Source organism: Nonomuraea composti (genome assembly GCF_012034275.1).
GTDB lineage: Bacteria > Actinomycetota > Actinomycetes > Streptosporangiales > Streptosporangiaceae > Nonomuraea > Nonomuraea composti.
The window spans coordinates 95,407-121,799 of sequence record NZ_JAATEP010000010.1; the positions used below are offsets into that span (position 1 = coordinate 95,407).

22 protein-coding genes and 1 pseudogene are annotated in these 26,393 nt (G+C 71.0%); 7 read left to right on the plus strand and 16 right to left on the minus strand.

The window, feature by feature from the left end; translation table 11 throughout:
- Window positions 1-68 precede the first annotated feature (68 nt).
- The 5 genes from HCN51_RS16420 to HCN51_RS16440 are packed head-to-tail and all read right to left on the minus strand — an operon-like array spanning window position 69 to window position 4,709.
- The gene (locus tag HCN51_RS16420) at window positions 69-1,187 is read right to left on the minus strand and encodes an NAD(P)/FAD-dependent oxidoreductase (RefSeq protein ID WP_168010483.1); all 1,119 of its coding nucleotides are present in this window, start codon (window positions 1,185-1,187) and stop codon (window positions 69-71) included.
- Window positions 1,188-1,213: 26 nt separating this feature from the next.
- A complete protein-coding gene (locus HCN51_RS62270; protein WP_346433667.1) occupies window positions 1,214-2,275 on the minus strand; it encodes a Gfo/Idh/MocA family protein in 1,062 nt (353 codons plus the stop codon).
- Window positions 2,272-3,027, minus strand: a complete 756-nt coding sequence (locus HCN51_RS16430; RefSeq protein ID WP_168010484.1) for an amino acid ABC transporter ATP-binding protein — start codon at window positions 3,025-3,027, stop codon at window positions 2,272-2,274. The genes HCN51_RS62270 and HCN51_RS16430 overlap by 4 nt, the downstream gene beginning before the upstream one ends.
- Entirely contained in the window at window positions 3,024-3,809 is a 786-nt protein-coding gene (locus tag HCN51_RS16435) for an ABC transporter permease subunit (protein ID WP_168010485.1), read from the minus strand. The genes HCN51_RS16430 and HCN51_RS16435 overlap by 4 nt, the downstream gene beginning before the upstream one ends.
- A 33-nt stretch (window positions 3,810-3,842) precedes the next feature.
- Complete coding sequence (locus HCN51_RS16440) at window positions 3,843-4,709, minus strand: transporter substrate-binding domain-containing protein (protein WP_206067092.1); 867 nt, start codon at window positions 4,707-4,709, stop codon at window positions 3,843-3,845.
- Window positions 4,710-5,604: 895 nt separating this feature from the next.
- Between HCN51_RS16440 and HCN51_RS16450 the strand changes: the two are divergent.
- Window positions 5,605-6,933: pseudogene (locus HCN51_RS16450) on the plus strand (Zn-binding domain-containing protein); the annotation flags it as partial.
- A gap of 392 nt (window positions 6,934-7,325) precedes the next feature.
- Here the strand turns inward: HCN51_RS16450 and HCN51_RS16455 are convergent.
- The 9 genes from HCN51_RS16455 to HCN51_RS16495 all read right to left on the minus strand — a co-directional run bounded on the left by HCN51_RS16455 (window position 7,326) and on the right by HCN51_RS16495 (window position 18,244).
- Entirely contained in the window at window positions 7,326-9,482 is a 2,157-nt protein-coding gene (locus tag HCN51_RS16455; protein ID WP_168010486.1) for a hypothetical protein, read from the minus strand.
- 792 nt (window positions 9,483-10,274) lie between these two features.
- Window positions 10,275-10,634, minus strand: a complete 360-nt coding sequence (locus HCN51_RS16460) for an Rv3654c family TadE-like protein (RefSeq protein ID WP_168010487.1) — start codon at window positions 10,632-10,634, stop codon at window positions 10,275-10,277.
- A gap of 52 nt (window positions 10,635-10,686) precedes the next feature.
- Window positions 10,687-11,067 carry a TadE family type IV pilus minor pilin gene (locus HCN51_RS16465; protein WP_168010488.1) on the minus strand — a complete coding sequence of 127 codons (381 nt, stop codon included), beginning with the start codon at window positions 11,065-11,067 and terminating at the stop codon, window positions 10,687-10,689.
- Window positions 11,064-11,543 (minus strand): DUF4244 domain-containing protein, encoded by a 480-nt coding sequence (locus HCN51_RS59430; protein WP_240972897.1) that lies wholly within the window; start codon window positions 11,541-11,543, stop codon window positions 11,064-11,066. The genes HCN51_RS16465 and HCN51_RS59430 overlap by 4 nt, the downstream gene beginning before the upstream one ends.
- A 458-nt stretch (window positions 11,544-12,001) precedes the next feature.
- Complete coding sequence (locus HCN51_RS62275) at window positions 12,002-12,820, minus strand: type II secretion system F family protein (RefSeq protein WP_168010489.1); 819 nt, start codon at window positions 12,818-12,820, stop codon at window positions 12,002-12,004.
- A 14-nt stretch (window positions 12,821-12,834) separates the two neighbouring features.
- Window positions 12,835-13,587, minus strand: coding sequence for a type II secretion system F family protein (locus HCN51_RS16480; RefSeq protein ID WP_168010490.1), 753 nt, complete (start codon window positions 13,585-13,587; stop codon window positions 12,835-12,837).
- Window positions 13,588-13,709: 122 nt separating this feature from the next.
- Entirely contained in the window at window positions 13,710-14,843 is a 1,134-nt protein-coding gene (locus HCN51_RS16485; RefSeq protein WP_346433668.1) for a TadA family conjugal transfer-associated ATPase, read from the minus strand.
- A gap of 83 nt (window positions 14,844-14,926) precedes the next feature.
- Entirely contained in the window at window positions 14,927-15,970 is a 1,044-nt protein-coding gene (gene ssd / locus HCN51_RS16490) for a septum site-determining protein Ssd (RefSeq protein ID WP_168010492.1), read from the minus strand.
- A gap of 1,446 nt (window positions 15,971-17,416) precedes the next feature.
- On the minus strand, window positions 17,417-18,244 hold the full coding sequence (locus HCN51_RS16495; RefSeq protein ID WP_168010493.1) for a Fic family protein: 828 nt from the start codon (window positions 18,242-18,244) through the stop codon (window positions 17,417-17,419).
- 440 nt (window positions 18,245-18,684) lie between these two features.
- Here HCN51_RS16495 and acs point away from each other — a divergent pair, with 440 nt between their 5' ends.
- The 5 genes from acs to HCN51_RS16520 all read left to right on the plus strand — a co-directional run bounded on the left by acs (window position 18,685) and on the right by HCN51_RS16520 (window position 23,826).
- Window positions 18,685-20,658, plus strand: coding sequence for an acetate--CoA ligase (gene acs / locus HCN51_RS16500; RefSeq protein WP_080043731.1), 1,974 nt, complete (start codon window positions 18,685-18,687; stop codon window positions 20,656-20,658).
- 143 nt (window positions 20,659-20,801) lie between these two features.
- The gene (gene nhaA / locus HCN51_RS16505) at window positions 20,802-22,004 is read left to right on the plus strand and encodes a Na+/H+ antiporter NhaA (protein ID WP_346433670.1); all 1,203 of its coding nucleotides are present in this window, start codon (window positions 20,802-20,804) and stop codon (window positions 22,002-22,004) included.
- A 31-nt stretch (window positions 22,005-22,035) separates the two neighbouring features.
- Window positions 22,036-22,476: a phage holin family protein gene (locus HCN51_RS16510; protein ID WP_168010495.1), complete on the plus strand. Its 441-nt coding sequence runs from the start codon at window positions 22,036-22,038 to the stop codon at window positions 22,474-22,476.
- Entirely contained in the window at window positions 22,466-23,386 is a 921-nt protein-coding gene (locus tag HCN51_RS16515) for an alpha/beta fold hydrolase (protein WP_168010496.1), read from the plus strand. The genes HCN51_RS16510 and HCN51_RS16515 overlap by 11 nt, the downstream gene beginning before the upstream one ends.
- Window positions 23,383-23,826, plus strand: coding sequence for a DUF309 domain-containing protein (locus HCN51_RS16520; RefSeq protein ID WP_168010497.1), 444 nt, complete (start codon window positions 23,383-23,385; stop codon window positions 23,824-23,826). The genes HCN51_RS16515 and HCN51_RS16520 overlap by 4 nt, the downstream gene beginning before the upstream one ends.
- Before the next feature lie 36 nt (window positions 23,827-23,862).
- Here HCN51_RS16520 and HCN51_RS16525 read toward each other — a convergent pair whose 3' ends face one another.
- Window positions 23,863-25,053: a MarP family serine protease gene (locus tag HCN51_RS16525; RefSeq protein WP_080043738.1), complete on the minus strand. Its 1,191-nt coding sequence runs from the start codon at window positions 25,051-25,053 to the stop codon at window positions 23,863-23,865.
- A 103-nt stretch (window positions 25,054-25,156) separates the two neighbouring features.
- Here HCN51_RS16525 and HCN51_RS16530 point away from each other — a divergent pair, with 103 nt between their 5' ends.
- Entirely contained in the window at window positions 25,157-25,648 is a 492-nt protein-coding gene (locus HCN51_RS16530) for a HEAT repeat domain-containing protein (protein WP_230465666.1), read from the plus strand.
- 8 nt (window positions 25,649-25,656) lie between these two features.
- On the opposite strand, the gene HCN51_RS16535 is transcribed toward HCN51_RS16530, so the two are convergent.
- The gene (locus HCN51_RS16535) at window positions 25,657-26,307 is read right to left on the minus strand and encodes an NUDIX hydrolase (protein ID WP_080043740.1); all 651 of its coding nucleotides are present in this window, start codon (window positions 26,305-26,307) and stop codon (window positions 25,657-25,659) included.
- Between the last annotated feature and the right edge of the window lie 86 nt (window positions 26,308-26,393).

Consider the following 26,393-nt stretch of genomic DNA (forward strand, 5'->3'; position numbering starts at 1 on the left):
CAGATGATCTCCCCGGCCACGCGGGCCGGTCAGGAGCGGACGACAGCGCCATCCGCCCCTGACCGCCGCTACCGGAACCGGCGCGCGTTGAACGGGGCCAGCATGGGGTGCGCCCGGCCCGTGCCGATCTCGTACGCCAGCAGCTCACCCGCGATCAACGCGAGCGTGGCGCCGCTGTGGGTGAAGGCGGCCCACAGGCCGCCGACCTCGTCGATCCGGCCGAGCACCGGGTCACCGTCGCCGGGGATCGGCTTGGGCCCCATCGCCAGGCGCTCCGGCTCCAGCCGCGGGTTGCCGGCCAGCAGCCGGGAGGCCGCCGCCAGCAGCTCCGCCACGACCTCCTCGGAGATGGCGAAGCCTCCGCCGGCGCTCGGGCGGATGCTCGCCGTGGTCCAGTCCGAGTCGACCGCGAGGGCGCCGTTCGGAGCCGGCCGGACCGCGGCCCGGGGCGTGTTGAGCACCGCGCGCAGCGGCGTGTCGACCGGCCTGGTCGTCACCAGCAGGGAGATCGGCGTCTGGTCCGGGATGGCGACGCCAAGCTCGGCGGCCATCGCCGGCACCGCCGGGCCGGTGGCCAGCACCACCGTGTCGGCGGCGTACGATTCCCCCGCAGCGGTGCGGACGCCGGACACCGACCCGCCCGCGGTCTCGACCCGGGCCGATCCCGCGTTGGTCACCAGGCGGCCGCCGTGCTCGACGAACTCCTTGACCAGGTGCTGGGCCAGATGGGGCAGGTCCACCCAGCCTTCGCCCGGGTTCCAGATGGCGCCGGCCGGCGAGATGGCCGCCGGGTCGATGCCGGGCGTGTAGTCGGCCACCCGGCCCGCGTCGATCAGGTGGCTGTCGTAGCCGTGCGCCAGCTCGTACTCGTGGATGCGGTGCAGGTCGTCGGCGTTCTCCGGCGCCTGCCAGGTCAGGCCGCCGTCGAAGCGCAACCAGCGCAGGCCCGGGTGCTGGGCCGCCAGGGTCCGGTAGCGGTCGATCCCGGCCATCCGCAACCGGTGGTACTCCTCGCCGCGCACGCCCGCGGAGTTGAGCCACGACAGCGAACGGCCGGAGGCGTTGCTGGTCAGCTCCCCCTCGGTGATCAATGTGACGTCGGCGCCGGCCCGGGCGAGGTGGCGGGCGGTGGAGACCCCGATGATGCCGCCGCCGACGACGACGGTCCGGGGCTGGGTGCTGCTCATGAAAGTCCTTTCGTAAGCCACCGGAGTCAGTGACCGCGACGGATGTCGGTGGTGGCGTAGATGTGCTCGATCAGCTCGATGACCGCCAGCGCGTCACCGGCGGCGACCGGGGGCGCGCCACCCCCGTTCAGGGCGACGGCCAGCTCGTCGTAGAAGTCCGGGTAGCCGCCCGGCTCCGTCGGCACCGGGGTCTGTCCGTCCCGTCCGCCCAGCCGCCCCCAGCGCTCCTCAGGCTCCCGGCCGTAGGCCGCGTCGCCAGGACCGAGGCCGGCGGCCAGCTGCTGCTCCTGGCAGTCGAGCCCCCATTTGACGAAGCCCGCCGCCGATCCGGCGATCGTGAACCGGGGCCGCTCGAGCGGGGCCAGCGAGCTCATCGCGAGGTGACTGCGCACCCCGCTCTCGTGCACCAGGGACACGAACGCCTCATCGTCGCCACCCGGGCCGGGCCGGTAGCGGGTGAGCTCGGCGTGCACGGAGCCGACCGGGCCGAACAGCCGCAACGCCTGGTCGAGCAGGTGCGGCCCGAGGTCGAACAACATCCCGCCGCCGTCGGCGGGCAGGGCCTGCGCCTTCCACGCCTTCGGCTCGTCGGGCTTGCACCATTCGAAGCGCGACTCGAAGGTACGGACCTCGCCCAGCGACCCGCCCGCCACGAGCCAGCGCACGGTGCGGAAGTCGCCGTCGTAGCGGCGGTTGTGGAACACCGTGAGAAGCAGCCCCAGCCGCTCCGCCTCGGCGATCAGCTCGCGCCCCTGCTCGGCCCGTACCGTGAAGGGCTTGTCCACCACCACGGCCAGCCCGCGGGCGAGCGCGGCCGAAGCCAGGTCGTCGTGCGAGTCCGGCGGGGTGGTGACCACGACCAGATCGAGCCGGCCGGCCTCGGCGAACAGCTCCTCGGCGCTCCGCAGCACGGCGGCCCCCGGATGGTCCTTGGCCGCCTGCGCCCGGCGGCCCGGGTCGGCGGTGACCACCGCCGACACCTCGAACCGGGGATCGGCCGCCAGGAGCGGGCCGTGGAACACCCGCCCGCCGGTACCGAAACCGATGATCCCCGTCCGGATCGGCCGGCCGCCGTCCCGCACGTTCACAACACCTCCGAAAGAAACCGCTGCAGCCGCGGGCTGCGGGGACGATCGAACAGCTCCTCCGGGCTGCCCCGCTCGACCACCTCGCCCTCGTCCATGAAGACCACCTGGTCGGCGGCCCGGCGGGCGAAGCCCATCTCATGGGTGACCACGACCATGGTCATGCCCCGCCGGCCCAGGCCCGCCATCAGGTTGAGCACCCCCTTGACCAGCTCGGGGTCCAGCGCGCTCGTGGCCTCGTCGAACAGCATGACCTCCGGCTCCATGGCCAGCGCCCGGGCGATCGCCACCCGCTGCTGCTGGCCGCCGGACAGGTCGCGGGGCCGGTGATCGGCCCGCTCCGCGAGCCCCACCTCGGCCAGCGCCCGGCCGGCCCGCTCCCGCGCCGCGGCCCGCGGCATGCCCTTGACCTTCCACAGCGCCAGGGCCACATTGTCCAGCGCCGTGTGGTCGGGGAAGAGGTTGAAGTGCTGGAACACCAGCCCGATCCGCTGCCGCAACCGCTCCGGCACCATCGCCGAGGTCTTCTCGCCCGCCAGCAGCACCTCGCCGCTCTTGGGCTCGTGCAGCCGGTTGATGCCGCGCAGCAAGGTCGACTTGCCCGACCCCGACGGCCCGATGACGCAGGTGGTGCTGCCCGGCCGGACCTCGAAGCTGACCTCGCGCACCACGTCGAAGCTGCCGTACGCCATCGACAGGCCGACCAGCTCCAGGCCGGAGCCGTGAAAGGCCGGACTCGGCGTCTGCGCGTTCATGCCTTGCTCCCGGTGGTCAGAGGGCTGCCGCTGTCGAGCTCGTCGAGCTCCTTGAGGCCGCTCACCGGCCCGGCCTTGCGCCGGCCGGTACGGAACCGTTGATCGAAGTAGTTCACCAGGTGGGTCAGCGGCACCGTGATGACCAGGTAGAACACCCCGGCCAGGAGCAGCGGGGACAGGTTGCCCGACAGGATCGCCGCGTCCTGACCGACCCGGAACAGCTCTCGCTCGCTGACCAGCAGGCCGAGGAAGTAGACCAGGCTGGAGTCCTTGACGATCGCGATGAACTGGTTGACCAGGGCCGGCAACACCCGTCGCACGCCCTGCGGCACGACCACCAGGCGCATGGCCCTGGCGTAGGTCATCCCGAGCGCCCGGCAGGCTTCGAGCTGGCCCTTGTCGACGCTCTGGATGCCGGCCCGGAAGATCTCACCGATGTACGCGCTGGCGATCAGGCTCAACGCGATGATCCCCAGCGGGTAGGGCGAAGGCCCGAAGATCGACTGGCTCAGCCTGGCGAACCCCTGACCGATGAGCAGGATGGTCAAGATCGCCGGCACCCCGCGGAACAGGTCGGTGTAGACCCGGGCCGGGATCCGCAGCCACGGCGTGGCCGAGATGCCCGCGACCGCGACGAGCATGCCGAGGACCAGGCCGATCACCGTGGCCGCGACCGAGATGATCAGCGTGTTGGCCAGGCCGACGGCCAGCATCTGCGGCAGCACCTCGGCCATCGCCGAGAAGTCGAAGAACGTGCGGATCAGGTCGTCCAGCCAGTCCACGTCAGCTCCTTTCCGCGTGTTCAGGCGAGCCGATCATCGGGCGGCGGCCGGCGCGCCGGTGTGGTCACCGCCGGGCAGGTACTGCTGGGGCATCGGCGAGCCGGGGAACCACTTCTCGTACAGCCGCTTCCACGTGCCGTCCTCCATCGCCGCGACCAGCGCCTTGTCCAGGGCCGCCTTCAGAGCGGAGTTGCCCTTCCTGATGGCGAACCCGGCCGGCGCGTCGAAGGACGGGATGTCGGCGGCGCTGACCAGGCCGAACTGCGCGATGTAGGACTTGGCGGCCTCGTAGTCGAGGAAGTGGGCGTCGACCGAGCCGCGGTTGAGCGCGGAGACGGCCGCGTTGTTGTCCGGGAAGCGGACCAGGTCGGCCTTCGGGAAGTTCTTGACCGCGTACGCCTCCTGCAACGTGCCCTGCACGACGCCCAGCCGCCTGCCGGCGAGCCCGTCGGCGGAGGTGATGCCGGAGTCCTTCTTCGTGATCACGGTGAGGTAGCCGGCCAGGTAACCGACACTGAAGTCGACCGTCTTCCTGCGCGCCTCGGTGATGCCGATGGCCGCGACGCCGGCGTCGAACTGGCCGTTGGCCACCGCCGGCAGCAGGGCCGAGAAGTCCTGGCCGGTGTAGACGACGTCGGTGATGCCCATCCGCTTGGCGACGTCGCGGAAGAGCTCGACGTCGAAGCCGGTGAACTGGCCGCCGGCGTCGGTGAAGGTGTAGGGCTTGGCGTCGCCGAGGGTGGCGACCCGCAACTGCCCGGGCTTGATCAGCCCGTAAGGATTGTCGGCGCTGCTGCCTGTGCTGCTGTCGGTGCTGCCGCCGCCGCACGCGGCAAGGCCCAGCATGGCGACGAGCGCCAGCAGCGCCACCAGTACGGAGGTGCGAGGGGTTGGAGACACGGGGACCGCCCAAAGGTGCGAATTCAGTGAGACCGGTCTCACCCGTGTATGCTGATTGAGACCGGTCTCAGCGGGATTTCCCGAAGACTAGGAGACGCCTCCCACGCACGTCAAGGGTCGATGTCCCCCGCCACCCCCCCCCCCCCCCCCCCCCCCCCCCCCCCCCCCCCCCCCCCCGGCCCCGCCCCCCCCCCCCCGCACCCCCCCGCCCCCCCCCCCCCGCGGCCCCCCCCCCCCCCCCCCCCCCCCCCCGCCGCGCCCCCCCCCCCCCCCCCCGCCCCGCCCCCCCCGCCCCCCCCCCCCCCCCCCCCCCCCCCCCCCCCCCCCCACCCCCCCCCCCCCCCGCCCCCCCCCCCCCCCCCCCCACCCCACCCCCCCCCCACCGGCCCCCGCCCCCCGCCACACCACCCCAGCTCCGTTGGGCGACGATCCCTCCGAAGCACCGCATCCCAACCCCCCGGCACCCGTCACCACGGCGGCTCCCACCCCTTCACTCGCAACACCGAAGACCCCACCGACCCGGAGGTCCGCGACTTCACCGACCCCTGCCCCCTCAGCGCCGCCGGCTCCCGAGCCATCGGCACCTCCGACCGCCGAGCCATCGGCTTCCTCGGCTTCCGAGCCGGCGGCACAACCGACTCCCGCACTGTCGGCACCGCCAACCCCCAAGCCGGCGACACCACCGACCGCCGAACCCTCAGCACCCCCAGCCCCCGAACCAGCGGCGGCACCATCGACCCCCGAGCCGACGGCGTCACCGACTCCTGAGCCCTCGGCACCGCCAATCCCCAAGCCGGCGACACCACCCGCCCCGGGCGTGTCAGGGACCGCGACCACCTCCCCCCACGGCCCTCTGACCTGGGCCGTCCCGGACCCTCCCGACCCGAACCTGGCCGACCTCCCCAACAAGATCGCCGCCTACCGGGCCGGCTACCTCGCCGAGGACCGCAGGCTCCTCGAAAAGGCCCTCCGCGCCGGCACCATCATGGGCCTGGCCACCACGAACGCCCTGGAGCTGGGCGTCGACGTCTCCGGCCTGGACGCCGTCCTGATCGCCGGCTGGCCCGGCACCCGAGCCTCCCTGTGGCAGCAGGTGGGCCGGGCGGGCCGCGACGGCCAGGACGCGCTCGCCGTCCTGATCGCCAGGGACGACCCCCTGGACACCTACCTCGTCCACCACCCCGAGGCCCTGTTCGGCCGCCCGGTGGAGGCGATCGTCCTCGACCCGAGCAACCCGTACGTCCTGGGCCCCCACCTCTGCGCCGCGGCCGCCGAGATCCCGCTGACCGAGGACGATCTGCCGATCTTCGGCCCCACCACGCCGAAGGTGCTCGATGATCTCGTGGCGCAGGGCCTGCTCAGGAGGCGTCCGACGGGCTGGTTCTGGACCAGGAGGGAGCGCGCCACCGACCTCGCCGACATCCGGGGTGGCGGTGGCAACCCGATCCAGGTCGTGGAGTCGTCCACGGGCCGCCTTCTGGGCAGCGTGGATGAGCCCTCGGCTCACACCACGGTGCACACCGGCGCGATCTACCTGCACCAGGGCGAGACCTTCCTCGTGGAGCTCCTCGACCTCGACGCCGGGGTGGCCCTGGTCACGAGCGCGTATCCGGACTACACGACGTTCGCCCGGGACATCACCGACATCTCCATCCTCTCCACCGAACGCTCCACCTCCCTCGGCCCGGGCACCCTCCACTTCGGCGAGGTGGAGGTGACCCGCCAGGTCGTCTCGTACCTCAAGAGGCGCCTCCAATCAGGCGAGATGCTCGGCGACGAGCCCTTGGAGCTGCCACCCCGCACCCTCCGCACCCGCGCCGTCTGGTGGACGCTCCCCGCCTCCGCGGTGACCCCTCTCGCCGAAGCCGGCATCGACCTCGGCGGCGCCGCGCACGCCGCCGAACACGCCTCGATCGGCCTGCTCCCGCTGTTCGCCACGTGCGACCGCTGGGACATCGGCGGCGTCTCCACGGAACTGCACGCCGACACGGGCCTGCTCACCGTCTTCGTGTACGACGGCCACGAGGGCGGCGCCGGCTTCGCCGAGCGCGGCTACGCCCGCGCCACGGACTGGCTGACGGCCACCCGCGAAGCGATCATGTCTTGCGAGTGCGAACGAGGCTGCCCGTCCTGCATCCAATCCCCGAAATGCGGCAACGGCAACGAACCCTTGGACAAACGCGGCGCAATCCGCCTCCTCAACACCCTCCTAACACCCCAATGACTTCGCCCCCGCCTCAAACCACGTTGCGATCACGCCCGTCCACCCTCGCCTCAGCACGCCACCCCACCCCATGACACCAAAAGCCCACTACAGCGTCATCAAGTGATCACTTACGCCACAGCCTGATCACACACGGCCTTAGCTTCACGTACATAAACCATCCCAAATCCGCCATTTCCCGACGCGAACATGATCGCGCGAAGAAGGCGAGGAGCACAGGAGTACCCAACGGCACCGACAAGAGCATGACCGCGTAACGACATCGACAAGAGAGCAAGAGCACGCAACGACACCGACGCAAGCCGGGCCACGCGGCCAAACCGACGAGAGCGCGACCGCGTCCAGTAACGACCGAACCTCAACGCAAGAGCCGCAACACCGCCCCGCGGCCCCTAACTCTCCCCACCCCTGTGCCGACGCCCCGCCTGAGCCCGCTCCTCCCCCATCACATCGCCGCTGCCATCGTCGTCCTGATCAGCGGCCCAGAAATCAGCCGCTCCAGGTTGCGGACGCTCCCAGAACCCGCTGTCCTCCATCGACCTCGGCGACGGCGGCAGGTAGTCATCCCAACGCTCCTCGAGCGGCACAGCCGGAGCCACCGTCGGAACGGCAGGCCCGGCCACATCCGTGACCGCCGAACTCGGCAGAGCAATGCGCAAAGGCCCAGCCTGCGCACCCTCCTCTTCCTGCGGTCCCTGCCCGGCAGATCCGGCACCGGAGGGCAACGACGCAGGCCCGACATACGACGGCCCTTGCACAGGAGCACCCCGAGACGCCCCCTGCCCAGAAGCCGCGCTGGCCGACGACAGCCCATGGACACCGGCGGACGGCGAGAGCACGGAGGCGACATGCCGCTGCGACTGTGACTGCGACACGCCGACCCCCGACCCCACCTCCCCGGAAGCGGCATCCGACCCCCCGTGCCCGGAAACGCCATGCGAAGCCGCCAACCGGGCTCCACCACGCGAAGCCGGCGCCTCGCCACGCGACGCCACCAACCCGGCCGCATCATGCGACGCCACCAGCCCAGCCGCCCCGGCCGACATCGATGGACGGGAAGCGTCATGCGGTCCGGATGCCTCAGAGGCAGTCGGTGCCGATGGCCCTGAAGAAGCACCCGAGGCCGACACCACAGAAGGAGCACCAGACCCCGCTAAACCGGAAGAAGCGTGAGCAACTGGCCGCGCAGACCCGGCATGCGCTGCCGACTCCCCAGAAGCGGCGGCCGGCTGCTCAGGGATCCGGGTCTTGGCGACGGCCAGGATGACCGCGGGCCGACGGGGAGCCGTCGCGGCATGCACAGCAGTCCCCCCATCAGCCTGCCTGACATGAGCCCCGGCGTGCGCGGCGGGCGAGACCTGCGCCGCCGCCGGCGTCTGCGGGTCGGTGCCTCCCGCGACCACAGGCGGAGCACCGCTCCCACCGGCGGCCCCGGTGGCGAGCGCGCGTCGCCTGGCCCACGCGCCCGCGTGGGCTCCGAGCAGCAGCAGGAGAATCCCACCCGCCACATACAGGCCGTACTGGCCGATGTCCCCGATGGGTGACTCACTCGACTGGGCCTTCACGCCGTCACTTCGTACGGGAGCCTCGTCGGCGTCGTTGCTGTCCTTCGCTTCGGCGTTGTCCTTCCTGTCGGCCGGCACCAGAGCATCGTTCTCGCCCTGATCGCCCGCGGTCGGGATCGGCAGGTTGCCGCTGGGGTCGGTGTCGGGAATGTCGGGCAGCTTCGTGGTGGTCGGCCTGTGTGTGGTGGTCGCCGGCTTGCGCGTGGCGGTGGTCGGCTTGCTCGAAGGGACGGTCTGCTTCTTGGCGGGCAACGTCGGCAACGCATCGACGCCCTGGGCGTCCCTCTTCTTCGGCTCCTGAGCGGTCTCGGCGGCCTTCTTCGTGGGCTGGGCCGCCGGCGGGGCGGGGAAGGTGACGTACGCGGCCGCCGAATCGCCCGACCCGATGGACCCGCCTTCGCCGTCCCCCCTGAACGCCTTGACGGAGAAGCCCACCCTCTGCCCCGCCGCCTTGGACGGCACGGCCAGCACCGCCTTGCACGAGGAGCCCGCGCACGCGTTGTCGGCGGACAACCGGCCGACGACACCGGACTGCGTGTTCGACACCTCGTACGACTGCAGGTCGGGCTCGGCCCCCTTGCTCCAGGTGACGAGCACCTTGTCGGTGCCTTGCCGGCTCGCGTTCACACCCCCGGGCGCTTCAGCCGGCCGCCGCAGCCTGAACGTACTGCTCGCGTACCTGGTCCCGGTGATCTCTCCCTTGAGGGTCACGGTGAAGGTCCCGTTGGGGGCGCTGCCCGCGTCGAACGTTCCGGACAGCGTCTGGTTGGCCCCGCCCTCAGCGACCTTCTGGCTGGGCGTGGATGGCCCGTCCACGTACAGCCCCATTTTCAGCTGCATGAGCCCCGTACGAGCGGAGACCACCACGGACGAGCCCGAGACCACCTCACCATCGGAGGGCGAGGTGATCTGCCCGGAAGAGCCGGCCTGCCCCACTGCCACCGACGCCTGAGCGGTGCCGCCGAGCGCGAGCGATCCTGCCACGATCAACCCTGCGGCTACAACTCTGCCGACTACCGTCACGACGCTTCCCTCCATCGAGAGCCTCGCGCCGCCTGAGCACCCTCGGGGCGTTCATGCGACGACCGGAAGTGCAGTGCGCCCGGCCGATACGGTCACCGACCGTCCCCGGATCCGCACCCTAGCGACTGTGCTCCTGCTCTCCCAGGCTCCTCGTCGCATACGGCATGGACCGAGGGTAAGCGGAACCTTACGGGATACATCCGACTCTTGGACACCGCGTCCAAGAAGTCGTGACTCGATTGCGACATTGCCTCACAGACCTCAGCCACCCCACGGTTGTCGGCGGTATTCGACCGCGGTGTCGTGCATGACATCAGGGAGGTCACCAGGCCTTTCGTTCGTGGTCGTGGTGCACGGCGTACTGCTGGGAGTGGGCGGCGAGGGGCAAGCTGGCGCCCGCGGGTAAGTGACTGCGCGCGTCATCGCCATGGGGCGCTGCCTACCGGGGTCGGTCAGCTCCAGGGGTGCCACGAGCGGCACCTGCCCGTCCTGCGCGATCCGGGCCGTGGCCCGGCGCCCCCTTGGTGCGAGGTGAAGGTGATGCTTGGACCTTCGCCGACGCTGTGGCGGGACGACGACCCAGACGGGGACGGCAATCTCGCCACAGCGCCGGGACTGCAATCCCGCCGAATCGGCAATCCTGTCCGGACGCCAATCTTGTCGGGACGGCAATCCTGTCCGGACGGTGGTCCCATCGGGGACGTACGATGCAGCACCCCTGCAACGACCGCCGACGTCCGCCCATTCACATCGTCAGTTGGACGTCGATGTCGAAGGGCCGGCGCGAGACCTGCCCTGGACGGTGCGGGTGCCTAATAACGGCAGCGAGACGGCCAACTCGGTCCAGACGTCGGCTACGTCGTCCGTTATCTGGCAGTCGGCGAGCCTGACGCCGTTGGCTGCGGCCAACTCGGATGCTCTGTCACAAGCCCCTTCGGGGTCGATCAGTGCGAGCTTGGCGGCTGCGAGGGCGCCGAGGTCGGCGGCGCTGTTGACGCGGTGGCGAGCCACGCGTACGGAGCCCACTGTGGCGAATGCGGTGGCGGTCGCCATCAGCAGGCTCATGAGCGCGACGCCCCACAGAGTGGCCGAGCCGCGGTCTTTGGGGTGCATGGTCGTCTCCTGGTGCTCGTGCGGGTCGGGTCACTGCCAGCGGGGCGCGGTGTCACTCTTCGGTGGCTGCTGTGGCTGTGGCTGAAACGCTGACTGTTGGCAGGGATTCGCCCCAGGAAGGGCGTACTTCGACTGTGATCTGCACTTTTGTGAGTTCGGGGTCTCGGGTTATGGCTACTTGAGCGTTCGGGTCGGTGGCTGCTCGGGTGACGGCGCGGACCTGCTCCAGCGGCTCGCCTCTGGCTGCGGCTCGTGCGGCCAGCCGGGCGGCGTCCACGCATTCGAGCTGGACGCCGACGGCTTGGATCGCCCAGAGTGCGGCGGCGAGGACGACCATGAGGGCGGGCAGCATCGCGGCGGTCTCGGCCGTCACCGAGCCGCGCGATGCCGACCGCTTGATGCTCTCGAAGGTCCGCGTACGGCGCGGGGTCATCCCTGCCCGGTGTTGAGTGCTCGGTTGATGAGTGAGGTCAGCATCTCCAGGACCTCAGGGCTGTTCACCACCTTGAAGAGGAGCGCGGCGAAGGCGCAGGCGGCGATCGTTCCTACGGCGTATTCGGCGGTGGACATGCCGCGCTCTCGGTGACTTGCCGCGTAGTGGAGCCACTTGTGGGTGCGTGGGCGGGAGCTGCTGATGCGACGTCGATCGATGACTGGGGAGGGGATGGTCCGGCCGGCGGCCGAGCTCAGAGGGCTACCCGTGGTGAGCCGGCTCAATGCCTGGTTGACGGTTGGGTTCAAGGTTGTGGCAGCAGCGAGGATCTGGGTTTTGGTGGCGGCTGCGTTCAAGGCTTGATCAGTGGCTGGCTCGCCGGCTGAGCGCGCAACCGAATCGGCGGTTGGGTTGCCGGTTGGGTTGCTGGCTGGGACGGCTGCGATGTCGTCTGGCGTGATGGCGGGACTGTGCATCTTGCCTCCAGGAGTTGGCGGGGCCGGGGTCTTGTCCGGCGCGAGTTCAAGGGTGTCCGAGGCGGGGGTGGGCGTTGTGGACCGAACGGCGTTCTGTGGATGGGGCAGGAAGGTAGATGCCGGCCTGTGGATAAGAGGGCCTGAAAGGTGTGCCGCTGTGGAGGGGCCGGGTCGGCGTCCAGGCGTGGTGGCCTGATGTGGCGTGAGGTGGCCCCTGGCGCAGGTCGTCTGGCGTGGCGGTGGCCACGTTGGCCTGAAGCGGCGCCCTCCGCGAGGCGTGCCTCGGCGCCGTCGTGGCCGGACGTGGCATGCATGGTCCGGTGGCGTGGCCGGGTCACTGCGGCGGTGACTCTAGTGGGCGTGGCGGGGTGATCGTGGCCTGTGGGCATGCCGGGATAAGCGTGGCGGGTGGCGTGCTGGGATGAGCGTGCGCGGTGGACTTGGCGTGGCCGGACGGGTTATGGGAGGACGATCGATGAGGCTAGGCCGGCTACTACCGGGATGATGCCCAGGAGGACGAAGGCCGGGAGGAAGCACAGGCCCAACGGGGCGACTGCCTTGACGCCGACGCTTCTTGCTGCGGCTACGGCCGTGGCTCTCGAGGCGTCTCTGGCGTCGTCGGACAGGCGGGTCAGGACGTCGGCCATGGGGGCGCCGCTCTGGGTCGCCCGGCTCATGGCGCGCGCCAGCGGGCCCATCGCGGGGTCCTTGGCGAGGGAGGCCCACGTGGGGTCGGGGTCGGCGCCCAGGCGTAGCTGGGTGCTGGCCCATGTCAGGCGTTCACCCACGGGGCCGCCTATCGCCTTGGCGGTGGTTTCGGTGGCGGCGGCCACTGGGCGGCCCGCTCGCAGGCAGGCGGTCATCAGGTCGGCGGCGAAGGGGAGGTCGGCGGCTGTGCGGTGGCGATCGAGGTGGGATTGCGAGGGTTGTCTTCTGTGGAGGAACAGGGCTGTCGCGGGGGTGATGAGGAGGGCTGTCAGGACTCCTGGAAGGCCTCCGATCAAGACGGCGGAGAGTAGGCCGACGCAGGTGGCGGGGAGGGCTGTTCTGCGGGTCAGCCAGTTGGGGCGGGGAGAGGCCTGGGTTGGGGGTTGCCAGGGTGGGAGGTCGAGGGGGGTTGGCGGGGGGTGGGGTGTCTCGTGGGGTTTTGCTGTTGGGAGGGAGGTCGATGTTCTTTTCGGGGGGTGGAGCTTGCTCAGGCGGTCGGCGGGTGTTCGGGGAGAGAGCCAGAGCCAGGCGGACAACGTGGCGCAGATGGCCGAGAGAAGCTGGAACATCGGGGTCCGATCGGTCAGGTCTGGGCGTGGGTGGCCATGCGGTTGGTCCACCACAGGCCGCAGGCGTCCAGGGTGATGCCGGTCATCAAGCACATGAGGCCTGGGAAGGTGCCGAGCAGGAAGGACAGGGGGTGCATGTTCAGGGCTGCGGCCATGAGGAGGCCTAGTGCCGGGAGGACGGCCAGCATGCGGGCCGTGGTGCGGGGGCCTGCCAGCTGTGCCGCGACGTCCTGGCGATGGGCCTGGGCGGCTCGTAGCGTGTGCGCGACCCGGTCCACCAACGCGGCCAGGGCTGCGCCTGCCGTGGTGCTGACCTCCCAGCATGCCGCCAGCTGGCGGATTCCTTCGCCTCCTTCCTGAGGGGCTGATGAGATCAGGGCCGCTGCCACGTCGCCGCCGTCCCTTGCGGCCGCGACGACGGGGCGCAGGAGGTCCGGGTCGGGGAGGTCCACTGCTGCGATGGCTCTGGTCAGGGAATCGCTCGCGGTGCGGCCGGCAGAGAGCTCGGCCGCGAGGGCTTGGCACAGCTCGATCGACGCTCGGCGCCAGGCGTCGGCGCGGCGGGCTGGGGTGGCGGGGACGCTGCCCGTGATGGTGCCGGTGATCGTGGTGGCGTGGGTGAGCCGTTTGAGCAGGGATGCCCAGGAGGGTGGGCCGGGGGTGGGTGAGAGCAGCAGCTTGGTCAGGCGGGTTGTGGCTGGGGTGGGACCTGTCCACAGCCATATGGCGCAGGCTGTGGACAGTGCGGCTATCACGGCGCTGGTCATCGTGCTCCTCTCCTTTTCGGATCTCCCTGCGGGCGGGTGGGCGGGCTGGTTGGCGGCTGCGGGCGCGCGGACGGAACTGGCGGGCCGGGGCTGGCTGAACGCGCGGGTTGGGCAGGTGGGTGTCAGGGATGGGTTCGTCGGGTCAGGGCTACGTAGCCGGGACCCGTGTGGGTGTGGCCTTGGGGGTCGAAGGTCAGGGCCGGGATGGATTCGACCAGGCCCGTCGGCGTTCTGGAGAGGAGGCAGATCTCGGCTATGCGTCTTCGGCCGTCGGGGCGGCCTCGTGTCAGGTGGATGACCGCGTCGAGGGCTGCTGCGAGTTGGCTGTGTACCGCCTCCCTTGAGAGGCCGGCCGCGCAGCCCAGAGCCTCCAGGCGTGGGGGGACGTCGGCGGCCGTGTTCGCGTGGAGGGTGCCGCAGCCGCCCTCGTGGCCCGTGTTCAGGGCGGCCAAGAGGTCGACCACTTCGGGGCCTCGCACCTCTCCGACCACCAGGCGGTCGGGGCGCATTCTGAGTGCCTGTCGTACGAGGTCGCGCAGGCTTACGCCGCCGGCGCCCTCCAGGTTCGCCGGGCGGGTTTCCAGGCGGACCACGTGAGGGTGGAGGGGGCGGAGCTCGGCTGAGTCCTCGACCAGGAGGAGGCGGTCTGTTGGGTCGGCCAGGGAGAGGAGGGCGGACAGGAGCGTCGTCTTGCCCGTGCCTGTGCCGCCCGTGACGAGGAAGGCGAGCCTGGAGGTGACCATGGCGGTGAGCACCGGGATCGCGGCCTGCGTGATCGTGCCCGCCGTCACGAGGTCGTTCAGGGTGAAGGCGCGGCGGGGTGGCAGGCGGAGAGAGATGCAGGTGCCGCCGGAGGCGACCGGGGGAAGCACGGCGTGGAGGCGTACGCCGCCGGGAAGGCGGGCGTCCACATACGGGGAGGCGTCGTCGAGGCGTCTGCCGGCCGCGGTCGCGAGGCGCTGGGCCAGGCGGCGGACGGAGCCGTCGTCAGAGAAGGTGATCGGGGTGCGGTGCAGGCCGGCGCCGTCGTCTGTCCACACCTCCCGTGGGCCGTTGACCAGGACGTCCGTCACATCCGGGCGGGCCAGGAGAGGCTCCAGAGGACCTGCGCCTATCAGGTCGGCGCACAGGGCGCGGGCGATCGCGAGGATCTCCGCGTCGCCGTAGACGGACTTCTCGGCCCTCAAGGCCAAGGCCACCTGGGCGGCGGTGGGCTCCGTGCCCGTTCTGGCCAGGCGTACGCGTACCGCCTCCACCAGCTCTGGGGAGATGGGAGAGCTTGAGGGGAACGGTTGCCGGGCGGGCGCTTCCGGGGGGCTAGGGGTGGTCGGGTGCTGGATCATGAGGGGGGCAGAAGGTCTCGGAGGAGGGACGTGCAGAGGGCGCCCAGAACGGTGCGGGGGCCCAGCCTCGGGAGCTCCCCACGGTTGAGGGTGGCCGTGAGCCTGGGCTGGTCGGGCAGGGTGCCGGCCGAGGGGATGCCGAGAGCGGTCATGGCCGTGTCGTCGTCCAGGATGCCGGGACGGAGGATCGCCCGGATGTCGGCCGTGTGCTCGCGCAGCTCGGCCAGGACCTGGACGGCCGACAGAATGCCGCGAACGTCGGCGGTGGCCACCAGCAGAGTGGATCTCGCTCTGGACAGGGCCTCCGTCGCGGAGGGGTCGAGGTGCCTGGGGAGGTCCACGACCACCAGGTCGAAGCCGCGGCTGCCTGCTTCGAGCACCGAACGCATCGCTTGAGGGGGGATTGCGTCGACGTCGCCTCTGTGGAAGGAGAGGACGGCCAGGTCGCCGAACGCCGGGAGGGCCGCCTGCAACGCGCTGGAGTTGATCCTGCCTTCCCTGGCCACCAGGTCCGCCCAGCGGGCGCCCGTCGCCTCCTCGTGGCCCAGCAGCGCGTCTATGCCGCCGCCCAGCGGGTCGGCGTCCACGAGGAGGGTGCGGAGGTGGTCGGTCGACGCGCGTAGGGCCAGGCAAGCCGCCAGGACGCTCGCGCCCGCGCCCCCTCGGCCGCCTACCAGGCAGATCACGGCGCCTGAGCGGGGGTCGGGGTCCATGGCGTCGGCGAATCTGTCCACCAGGTGGCGTTCGTCGGTGGGGAGGGTCATGAGGGATTGAGCCCCTACCGCTACGCATTTTCGCCATGTGTCCGGGTCCTCCGTGTCTCTGGTCACTAGGAGGACCTGGTCTCGGGGTGGGGGTGAGGTGGCTGCCACCGGCTCTGCCTGGTCGGCGCCTATGGCGATCAGGGGGGCGAGGTTCCAGAACGGGCGGGCGTGAGCGGGGGTCGGGGCCACGTTGAGCTGGGCGCCGGCTGCGGCTGCTATGCGGACCAGGTCGTCGAGGAGGGCGGGGTCTTCGGTGATGGCCAAGGGGCGGTGCATGTCGGCCTCCCGGTGGTGGCGGGGTTGGTTGGTGGGAGGCCGAGTTTGGTGGAGGTGGGGGTGGAGGGGGCGGCCGAATGGGGTTCTGGGGATGAGGGGGGTTGGTGTGGTCGGGGCTGTGGATGACGCGGCGTGGCTGATGGTCTGTGTTGCGCCCAGGGCCGGATTTGGGCTGGTGGGCCTGCTTGGTCTGAGGGGCGCCTGTGCTGGTGTTAGGCGCGGGTACGGGTGCCGAGCGCGGACGCAGGGGCGCGCATAGCCGGTAGGCGCGACGAGGTGGTGATGGCCGTTGGCTGAGGGAGTGGAAGGTGGGGCGCCCGGTGAAGGCGGCTGCAGCAGGGAACCGACGAGAGCTGGAGGGCGAGAGGGCGAGAGGCGAAGTGCCGGGGCGAGGGTCGCGGGGTGGGAGGTCGGGGGCCCGCGTGGAGCCGGGGGTGGGGGGTCGATGGCCGGAAGAGGGGCGGGCCGCGGTGCCCGGCACTGGGGCTCGGCTGAGTGCGCGCACTGGGGCTGGGCTGAGTGTCCGGCGCTGGGACTGGAGGTGGAGGCCTGGGCTGGGGTGTCCGCATGGGCAGTGCTGGCTGCCCGCGCACCGGGGCAATGCCGGGAGGCCTGGGCTGGGACCGGGGCCTGGGTGAAGAAGCCAGCGACCAGGCGGGGTCGGGTCGGGACACACGGGCTCCGGGCGGGCCGGGAGCGCACAGGCTCCGCGCCGCCGGCCGGGCGGGCTGGGAGCGCATGGATTCCGGGCGGGCCTGAGGCTGCGATGAGGCTGAGCGGGAGCCCGAGGCCGGCGGGGGAAGAGCGGGTGTCGGTCGGGGTGCCTGAGGCGGAGCGGGTGGTGGGGCGGGAAAAGGGGCGACCCCCGCCGGGGGGGAGAGCGGGGGTCGCCTGATCGGTCCGGCTCCGGGGGGGTAGAGCCGGTCCCGTTTCAGAAGAAAGCTTTCATCACTGGACCGGAGCCTGGCAAGGGACTTGCAAAGCAATCCCGTACGAGGGCGCTCCAGTTTCGGGCGATACCACCGTATGCTGCCCGATCGACGCGAGTTTCGTCGAGCAGCAATCTCGCATTTTCGCCAAGTTTTTTCGCCACCCGATAACGATCACATAAAGGAGATCACGGAGAGTGATCGTCACAGGTTGATAACCGAGGCGGCGGGAGGCAGGGCGGGCCGGAGCGGGAGCGGCCGGGCCATGCATGGGTAAAGGTCTTGGTCCGAGGGGTTCCCATCAGGGCGGATCCGTCGTAGAAAGGGGACACGGACCACTTGTCCGGGTGCATCAGCCGGGCACCCACGCGCGACCAGCCGCGGGAGGCGCGTCGTGACGGGCTTGACCCGCCCCGACGGATTGAGGTGCACGCTTGGTAACCCGGCGTGATGCACCGGCAGACGGCGTTCCATGACTGGGACGCCGTCAGCTATGTCACGAACGCGCATCCAGGCGTCAGCCGCGCTGCATGGCCTCACAGATCGCGGTCGTCTCTCGAACTCCCAGGGTTACCGCAGAGGCACAGTGTTGTACCCAGGCGGCGACGCCCTCCGGTGAGCCCCCCAGGTAGGCGCGCAGCGCCTCCGCGTACGGCAGCTCCAGGTGCCCCACCTCCACCGCCACCAGCGACTTCGGGTCGAGCCCGTACTCGACGAGCGTCAGCCGCCCGGCCGCACGGGCCACGATCCCGTCGGCCGTCCCGAACGGCCGCAGCACCGCCAGCTCGGCGTGCACCACGGCGGCGAGCACGATCGCGGGGGCCTTGGTGGGGTTCGAGAGCAGGCTGAGCAGGCCCTCCATGCGGGCCGCGGTGTCGGCGGCGCTCAGGGACGGGCCGAGGGCGAGCGGGTCGGGAGCCTCGTCGGTGGTGCGGGGGCGGCCGAGCGCCTCCTGCGGGGCGAGGCCGGCGGCGGCGACCGCGTGCAGCCGGGCGAGCACCTGCCTGGGCGCCTTCCTCCAGGTCGAGCCCAGCCTGCCCATCTCGGCGGACGCGCGCAGCGCCCCCTGGACGAGCGGGTCGTGGGCCTCGTCGCGGCGCAGGACGTCGAGGGGCACGTCCGCGCCCTCGATGGCGGCCGAGGCGCGCGCCCCGCGCAGGGACGACTCGGTGGACACCGCGGGGCTGGCCCGGCGCAGGACACGGTGGCGGTAGAGCCGATCGACGGCCTGCCTGGCCTCGTCCACCGCCTCCGGGACTCCTGGGAGCTGGGCGATGACGGCCAGCGGGTCTGGGTCACTCACAGGACCTGACCTTACCCGCGAGTAGGACGACGCATCTCGCATGTGAGGCCGAGGAGGAGGTCGCGTCCCACGCGCGAGCAGGACGATCCCCTCCGCGACCAGGCGCACCCCGCGCACGAGCGTGCCGCACCTACCCAAGCTGACGCTTGGTGGGTGACAGATGGCGGAGAGTGAGCGAAGCCGAGAGGGCCGCACCGGAATGGCTCCAAGCTCTCGTACGCCCCGCCGGAAACGCTCCAAGCCCTCGTACGTCGATAAATCCGCCGCCGAGGGGACCCAGAAAGCAGGACCCCTTCCCCGCTTCGCGTATTCTCACGATTTCAGGATGACAACATTTCAATAGCATTTGTAATGCACGCTGATAATCATCGCCCGGCCCCACGGACTCGGTACAGACCTGTCTAGACCTCTTGTGTACGACGGTCATGAGCTGGTGAAGTGGGACACGAACCTGACCAATCTGGCCATAGAAGGAGCACGAGGTGGCCCCGGAGACCGCTGGTAACGAGACCCAGGCGCTGTCCAACCTGCTGAAGGAGAATCGCCGGTTCGAACCGCCGGCTGACCTGGCGGCGGCCGCGAACGTGACCGAAGCCGCGTACAACGAGGCCGCCGCGGACCGCCTCGCCTTCTGGGAGCGCGCGGCTGAGCGGCTGACCTGGGCCAAGCGGTGGGACACGACGCTGGAGTGGAAGGCGCCGTTCGCGAAGTGGTTCGTGGGCGGCGAGCTGAACGTCGCCTACAACTGTGTGGACCGTCACGTCGAGGAGGGGCGCGGCGACAAGGTCGCGTACTACTGGGAGGGCGAGCCCGAGGGCGACACCCGCACGATCACCTACAGCGACCTGCAGCGCGAGGTGAGCAAGGCCGCGAACGCGCTGGTGGAGCTGGGCGTGGGCAAGGGCGACCGGGTCGCCATCTACATGCCGATGATCCCCGAGCTGCCGGTCGCGATGCTGGCCTGCGCCCGGATCGGGGCGATCCATTCGGTGGTGTTCGGCGGGTTCTCGGCGAGCGCGCTGAAGAGCCGGATCGACGACGCCGACGCCAAGGTGGTCATCACCGCCGACGGCGGCTACCGCAGGGGCAAGCCGAGCGCGCTCAAGCCGACGGTGGACGAGGCCGTCGCGGAGTGCCCGCAGGTGGAGCACGTCCTGGTCGTACGGCGTACCGGCCAGGAGGTCGCGACGAGCGACAAGGACGTGTGGTGGCACGACCTGGTGGAGCGTCAGAGCGACCAGCACACCGCGGAGCCGCACGACGCCGAGGACCCGCTGTACATCCTCTACACCAGCGGCACCACCGGCCGGCCGAAGGGCATCCTGCACACCACGGGCGGCTACCTGACGCAGACCGCCTGGACGCACCACGCGGTCTTCGACCTCAAGCCCGAGACCGACATCTACTGGTGCACCGCCGACATCGGCTGGGTGACGGGTCACTCCTACATCGTGTACGGACCCCTGGCCAACGGCGCGACCAGCGTCATCTACGAGGGCACGCCCGACACCCCGCACCGGGGCCGGTTCTGGGAGATCGTGCAGAAGTACAAGATCACGATCCTCTACACCGCCCCGACGGCGATCCGGACGTTCATGAAGTGGGGCGACGACATCCCCGCCAAGTACGACATGTCCAGCCTGCGCATCCTGGGCTCGGTCGGCGAGCCGATCAACCCGGAGGCGTACGTCTGGTACCGCGAGCACATCGGCGGCGAGCGCTGCCCAGTCGTCGACACCTGGTGGCAGACCGAGACCGGCGCCATCATGATCAGCCCGCTGCCCGGCGTCACGGCGGGCAAGCCGGGCGCGGCCATGCGCCCGCTGCCGGGCGTGGTGGCCGACGTCGTGGACGACCAGGGCAACAGCGTCCCGAACGGCGGGGGCGGCTTCCTCGTCGTCCGCGAGCCGTGGCCGTCCATGCTGCGCACCATCTGGGGTGACGACCAGCGCTACATCGACACCTACTGGAGCCGTTTCGAGGGCATGTACTTCCCCGGCGACGGCGCCAAGAAGGACGAGGACGGCGACCTGTGGCTGCTCGGCCGCGTCGACGACGTCATGCTGGTCTCCGGCCACAACATCTCCACGACCGAGGTGGAGAGCGCGCTGGTCAGCCACCCGAAGGTGGCGGAGGCGGCGGTGGTGGGCGCGACCGACCCGGTGACCGGCCAGGCCATCGTGTCGTTCGTGATCCTGCGCGGCACCGCGGAGGAGAGCGAGGACATCGCGGCGGAGCTGCGTAACCATGTGGCCAAGACGCTCGGCCCGATCGCCAAGCCGCGCCAGATCCTGGTGGTGCCGGAGCTGCCCAAGACCCGGTCCGGCAAGATCATGCGCCGCCTGCTGCGCGACGTGGCCGAGAACCGCAGCATCGGCGACGTCACCACGCTGGCCGACAGCACGGTGATGAACCTGATCTCAGAGAAGCTGCCCTCGGCGAAGTCCGAGGACTAAAACAGCCCACAAGGCCGCATGTCCCGACATTTCGGGGCATGCGGCCTTATATCGGTACGCTAGTGGGCAGGTGTGCCGGGAAGTCTGGTCGGCGAAGCAAGGAAAGCGACAAGAGCGTCATGCCGACCGGCCGAAGGAGATCCGTGCGTACCGAGAAGTGGCCCTTCCCCACCGGCGCCCGCTATGCCCGCGCGCTCGCCGAGGCCCTGCGCACGGAGACGATCGGCGGCGTCATCATGCTGGTCGCCGCCATCGTCGCCCTGCTCTGGGCGAACGTCTCCCACGACAGCTACGAAGCGCTCCGCCACGCCTCCCTCGGCCCCATGGAGCTGTACCAGTGGGCCCAGCACGGCCTGCTGACGATCTTCTTCTTCGTGGCGGGGCTGGAGGTCAAGGAGGAGTTCGTCCACGGCGAGCTGTCGAACCCGCGCAAGGCCGCCCTGCCCATCATCGCCTCCCTCGCCGGCATGGTCATGCCCGCGATCGTGTTCCTGCTGGTGAGCTGGGGGGCGCAGGACGCATCCCGGGGGTGGGCGATCCCGACCGCCACCGACATCGCCTTCGCCCTCGCCGTGCTCGCCGTCACCGCCGGCGCGATGCCCGCCGCGCTGCGCGCGTTCCTGCTGACCTGCGCCGTCGTGGACGACCTCGGCGCCATCGCGGTCATCGCCGTCTTCTACACCGAACGCGTGAACGTCCCCATGCTCCTGCTCGGGGCGGCGCTCGTCGCCGCGTACGGGCTGCTCCAGCGCCGCCTGGTCACCAGCCCCTGGGCGCTCGTGCCGCTCGCCGTGGCCGCCTGGTACTGCGTCGAGGTCAGCGGCGTGCACGCCACCGTCGCGGGCGTCGCGCTCGGCCTGATGACCAGGGTCACGACCGCCCCGCACGAGCAGCGCTCCCCCGCCGAGGCGGCCGACCACTACTTCCGGCCGGTGTCGGCGGGCCTGGCCGTGCCCGTCTTCGCGTTCGTGTCGGCGGGGGTGAAGCTGGACGGATCGAGTGTCGGCGCTATCTTTGCCGATCGGGTAGTTCTGGGAGTGATGGCGGGACTCGTACTCGGTAAGTTCCTCGGCGTGTTCGGTGGTGCCTGGCTGTCGGTGCGGCTCGGCCTGGCGAGACTGTCGGAGGAGCTTCACTGGCGGGACATGGCGGCGGTGTCGTTGCTGGCCGGGATCGGGTTCACGGTGTCACTGCTGATCGGCGACCTCGCGTACGGCGACGATCGGCAGCGCGCCGAGGCCGTCACCACCGGGATCCTCGCGGCCAGCGTCATCGCGTCGATCCTGGCGGCGGTGCTGCTGAAGATACGGGTACGCAAGCGTCGTATTGCGCTGGATGATGTTTGACACGGCCACCAGGCCTCGATAGGAGACGTTCATGCCGCAGACTCCCGAGGAAGAATCCCTGGGCTCGCTGGTCGCCCAGGCGAGCAGTCACATCTCGGACCTGATCCGCTCGGAGATCGAGCTGGCCAAGACCGAGTTCAGGTTCGACGCCAAGCGGGTCGGAACGGCGGCCGGGCTGTTCGCCGGTGCCGCGTTCGCGGCGCACCTGTGCCTGATCCTCGCCTCGTTCACGATCGCGTACGCGCTGGCCCAGGTCATGCCCAACTGGCTCGCCTTCCTCATCGTCACCGTGGTCTACCTGGTGGCGGCGGGTCTCGCGGTGCTCGTCGGGGTGCGCCGGCTCAAGGGGCTGGCCGGGATGAAGCGGACGGCCCGCTCGATCAAGGACCTCAAGGAGATCGCCACGCCCGACGGGCAGGCGCTGCCCGCGCTCGGCCCGGATCGCGAGCCGGTGACCCGCGATGGCTCCTGACGAGTCGGTCGTCCACATCGAGGGTCCCTGGACGCACCGCGCGGTGCACGCGGGCGGCACCCGCTTCCACGTCGTCGAGGCCGGCGAGGGCCCGCTGGTCCTGCTGCTGCACGGCTTCCCGCAGTTCTGGTGGACGTGGCGGCACCAGCTCGTCTCGCTGGCCGCGGCCGGCTTCCGCGCCGTGGCGCCCGACCTGCGCGGCTATGGCGGCAGCGACAAGCCGCCGCGCGGCTACGACCTGCCCACGCTGGCCGCCGACGCGACCGGGCTGATCAGGGCGCTCGGCGAGACCGGGGCGGTCGTGGTCGGGCACGACTGGGGCGGGCTGCTGGCCTGGACGATGGCCGTACAAGACCCCAAGTGCGTGCGCCGGCTCGTCGCCGTGTCCGCGCCCCACCCGCTGCGGCTGCGCAACGCCCTGCTGACCGACCCCTTCGGGCAGCTCAGGGCCAGCCGCAGGACGATCGGCTTCCAGCTCCCACTGCTGCCCGAGCGGCGGCTCACCCGGCACGACGCCGCGCTGGTCGGGCGGCTGCTGGAGGAGCGGTCGCGGCCCGGCTGGCCGGAGCAGGAGGAGGCGCGGACGTATCGGGAGGCGTTCAGGATCCCGACCGTGTCGCACTGCGCGCTGGAGTACCACCGCTGGTTCGGCCGCTCCCAGCTGCGGCCCGACGGGCGGCGGTACGCGCGGCTCATGCGTACCGAGGTGGAGGCGCCCACGCTGCACCTGCACGGGGCGCTCGACCCCAGCGTGCTGCCGCGCACGGCGCAGGGTTCGAGCCGCTACGTCGCGGCACCTTACCGGTGGCGGCTGTTCGAAGGGGCCGGCCACTTCCCCCACGAGGAGATTCCCGACGTGTTCGACACCGAGCTGCTCGGCTGGCTGGACGATCCGGAGCCCGACCGATGAGAGACCGCGACCCCGAGGGCAGGCCGCGCAACGCCCGGCCGCGCGACGCCTACGGCCGGCCCCTCCCCTACGGGTCCCCCGGCATGCCCAGGGTGCCCGACGACTACGCCCCCACCACCGAGCAGGCCCTGGCCGACGGGCGGCGCTTCCTGGAAGAGGGGCTGCCGTTCAACGCGCACGAGGTGTTCGAGGGGCGGTGGAAGTGCGCGCCCGAGGAGGAGCGGGAGCTGTGGCAGGGGCTGGCGCAGATCTGCGTCGGGCTGACGCACCTCCAGCGCGGCAACGGGCGCGGCGCGATGACGCTCTTCAGCCGGGGCGCGGCCAAGGCGCAGTCGTACGGCGGCGCGTACGACCCCGTCGGCAAGGCGGCCTCGTCGCTGACCCAGGACACCGACCCCGGCGAGGCCATCGCCCTGATCCTCGACAAGCTCCCCGCCTAGCCGAGCGCGGCGCGGCGTCACCTCCGCCCCTGTGGATCAGTCGCACTCCTGCGTGCTGGCCGGCGTCGTGTCGTTGCGGCCCGCCGAGGCGTCGGGGGCGACCTCCTCGGCCGTCAGCACGTAACCGGTCTGCTCCTCGTTGATCGCGGCCGCGAAGATCACGCCGTAGACCTGGCCGTCGACCGTGAGCAGCGGCCCCCCGGAGTTGCCCGGCAGCACCTGGCCGCGGATCGCGTACACCTTCCGCCGGACCGTGTTCTCCCGGTAGATGTCGGGGCCCTCGGCCTCGAGCTGGCTGCCGATCCTGGCCGGCTCGGCGGTGAAGCCCTTGCCCTTGGGGAAGCCGGCGATGATCGCGTTGTCGCCGCGGCGCCCCTCGCCGTCGAAGGAGAGCTGCGGCAGGTCGAGCCCCGGCACGTAGAGGACGGCGATGTCGCGGCGCGGGTTGTAGCGCACGACCGTGGCCGCGTGGCGGTCGCCGTTGTGGTCGATGACCTGGAGGTCGCGGGTGACGCCGGCGACCACGTGCGCGTTCGTCATGATGCGGCCGCGCGCGTAGACGAAGCCGGTGCCCTCGATGTGCTTGTTGCAGCTCTGGGCGTCGCCCTGCACCTTCACGATCGCCTCGCGGGCCCGGCCCAGCTTGGCGCCCTGCAGCACGCTCTGGTCGGGCGGCTGCACGTCGATCAGCGCACCCGCCCCGATCGCGTCGAAGACCGGCGGGAACTCCGAGCGGTCGATGAACTTCTTGAACGGCTGCTGCCAGTTGCGCGCGGCCTGCGGGATGGCGTCGTCGACGGTGGTGAGCAGCGCGGAGTTCTTCACCTGGTCGACGAGCGGGCTGAACGCGGTGGAGACGATGAGCGAGCCGATCAGCCACGCGATGACCAGCACCGACAGCGCGCTCGCGAACGTGCCGCCGATCGCGTCGGCCATCTTCGCCGGCTCCCACGTGACGTGGCTGCGTACGACGGCGCCGAGCGTCGAGGACGCGAACTGCCCGATGGTCGCCGACAGGAACACGATCACGATGGCCAGCAACGCCTGCGGCGTGTCACCGTCGACGACCGCCTTCGAGACCGGAGGCGCGATGAACACGCCCAGCACGGCGCCGCCCACGAACCCCACGAAGCTCATCGCCCCGATGATGAAACCCTGCCGGTAACCCGAGATGCCGAAGGCGATCACGAGGCCGATCAAGATGAGGTCAAGCAGATCACCGCGCACGCTTCAAAGGTAACCAGCGATACGGTCAAGTGTGCACGTCTTCGATCAGGACGACGTCACTCACCTGGCTATCTTGAGCGGTATGCCGCCGGACGAGGGAACAGTGCGCGAACTCATCCAGGCTGCGCTGCGCGACACCGATCCTGACGGCCCGCTGCGCTGGCACGTCATCTCGTTGCTGCGCCAGCGGGGCGACCTGGAGTCGTTCATCGAGGCCAGGCGGCTGTGCGCCGCCGACACCGTGGAGGAGCGGCTGCTGGGCGTCGACATCATGGGCATGCTGCGGCCGTTCGTGGACCGCACGCTGCCGGTGCTGCGCTACCTGGCCGCCAGCGAGGACGACGCCGTGGTGCTCTACTCGGTGCTGATCGCGTTCGGCCATCTGGCGGACCCGCGGTCGCTGCCGTCCGTGATCGACCTGGCCGGTCACATGGACCCGCGGGTCAGGTACGGGGCGGCGTACGCGCTGCAGCACGTGCTCGGGGACCCGCCCGACAGGGCGGGGCTGGAGACGCTGCGCACGCTGGCGGCCGACAGCGACGCCGACGTGGCCGGCTGGGCCGCACTCGGCGTCGCGCTCCGGTCAGCGCGCTGACATCAAGGTCATCCGGTACGGGCGGAGAGCCGCACCACGTCGGGCGGCAGGTCCTCCATGCGCGTCGGATCCCACGGCCGTTCGAGCCCGCCCTCGCGCAGGACGGTGTCGAGGATCATCGCGGTGAACCCCCACACCAGCATGCCCCGCACCCGGAACGCCGGCCCCGCCGTGCCGCGCGGATGCCGCAGCATGACCCGGTTGGCGGGATCGACCAGCTCGGCGATCGGCACCCGCTCGACGGAGTCGACCTCGTCAGGTGAGGCCGCGTGCACCGCGGACGGCTCCCGCCACCAGGCGATCACCGGCGTGACGCGGTTGTCGCTGTAGGGCAGGTAGAGCTCGGGCATCGTGCAGATGACGTGCACCCCGCGCGGGTCGGCCCCGGTCTCCTCCTCGGCCTCCCGCAGCGCGGCCTCGACCGGCCCCGCGTCCTCAGGGTCCACGCCGCCGCCGGGGAAGGCGGGCTGGCCCGCGTGCCGGCGCCCGCGCGTGCTGCGCTGGATGAGCAGCACGTCAGGGCCGTGCGGCCCCTCGCCGAACAGCATCAGCACCGCGGCCTCGCGCCCGCGCCCGTCGGGGGGCCGGAGGGGGGCGGGAACCCGGATCCGCTGCGCTTGCGCCGCCAGTCTCTCCAGCCAGTCGGGCACTTGGGTCACGCATCCTCCAACACGCCGCGCCGCGAATGACTTCCCCGCATCAGGAGAACGGGCCGGTGACTTCCCCGCATCAGGAGAACGGGCCG

Coding starts and splice junctions, on each gene's coding strand:
- HCN51_RS16420 (WP_168010483.1), bottom strand. CDS start 1,187: ATGAGCAGCACCCAGCCCCGGACCGTCGTCGTCGGCGGCGGCATCATC.
- HCN51_RS16430 (WP_168010484.1), bottom strand. CDS start 3,027: ATGAACGCGCAGACGCCGAGTCCGGCCTTTCACGGCTCCGGCCTGGAG.
- HCN51_RS16460 (WP_168010487.1), bottom strand. CDS start 10,634: ATGCACCCCAAAGACCGCGGCTCGGCCACTCTGTGGGGCGTCGCGCTC.
- HCN51_RS16465 (WP_168010488.1), bottom strand. CDS start 11,067: ATGACCCCGCGCCGTACGCGGACCTTCGAGAGCATCAAGCGGTCGGCA.
- HCN51_RS59430 (WP_240972897.1), bottom strand. CDS start 11,543: ATGCACAGTCCCGCCATCACGCCAGACGACATCGCAGCCGTCCCAGCC.
- HCN51_RS62275 (WP_168010489.1), bottom strand. CDS start 12,820: ATGTTCCAGCTTCTCTCGGCCATCTGCGCCACGTTGTCCGCCTGGCTC.
- HCN51_RS16480 (WP_168010490.1), bottom strand. CDS start 13,587: ATGACCAGCGCCGTGATAGCCGCACTGTCCACAGCCTGCGCCATATGG.
- ssd (WP_168010492.1), bottom strand. CDS start 15,970: ATGCACCGCCCCTTGGCCATCACCGAAGACCCCGCCCTCCTCGACGAC.
- HCN51_RS16495 (WP_168010493.1), bottom strand. CDS start 18,244: ATGCGAGATGCGTCGTCCTACTCGCGGGTAAGGTCAGGTCCTGTGAGT.
- HCN51_RS16510 (WP_168010495.1), top strand. CDS start 22,036: ATGCCGCAGACTCCCGAGGAAGAATCCCTGGGCTCGCTGGTCGCCCAG.
- HCN51_RS16515 (WP_168010496.1), top strand. CDS start 22,466: ATGGCTCCTGACGAGTCGGTCGTCCACATCGAGGGTCCCTGGACGCAC.
- HCN51_RS16520 (WP_168010497.1), top strand. CDS start 23,383: ATGAGAGACCGCGACCCCGAGGGCAGGCCGCGCAACGCCCGGCCGCGC.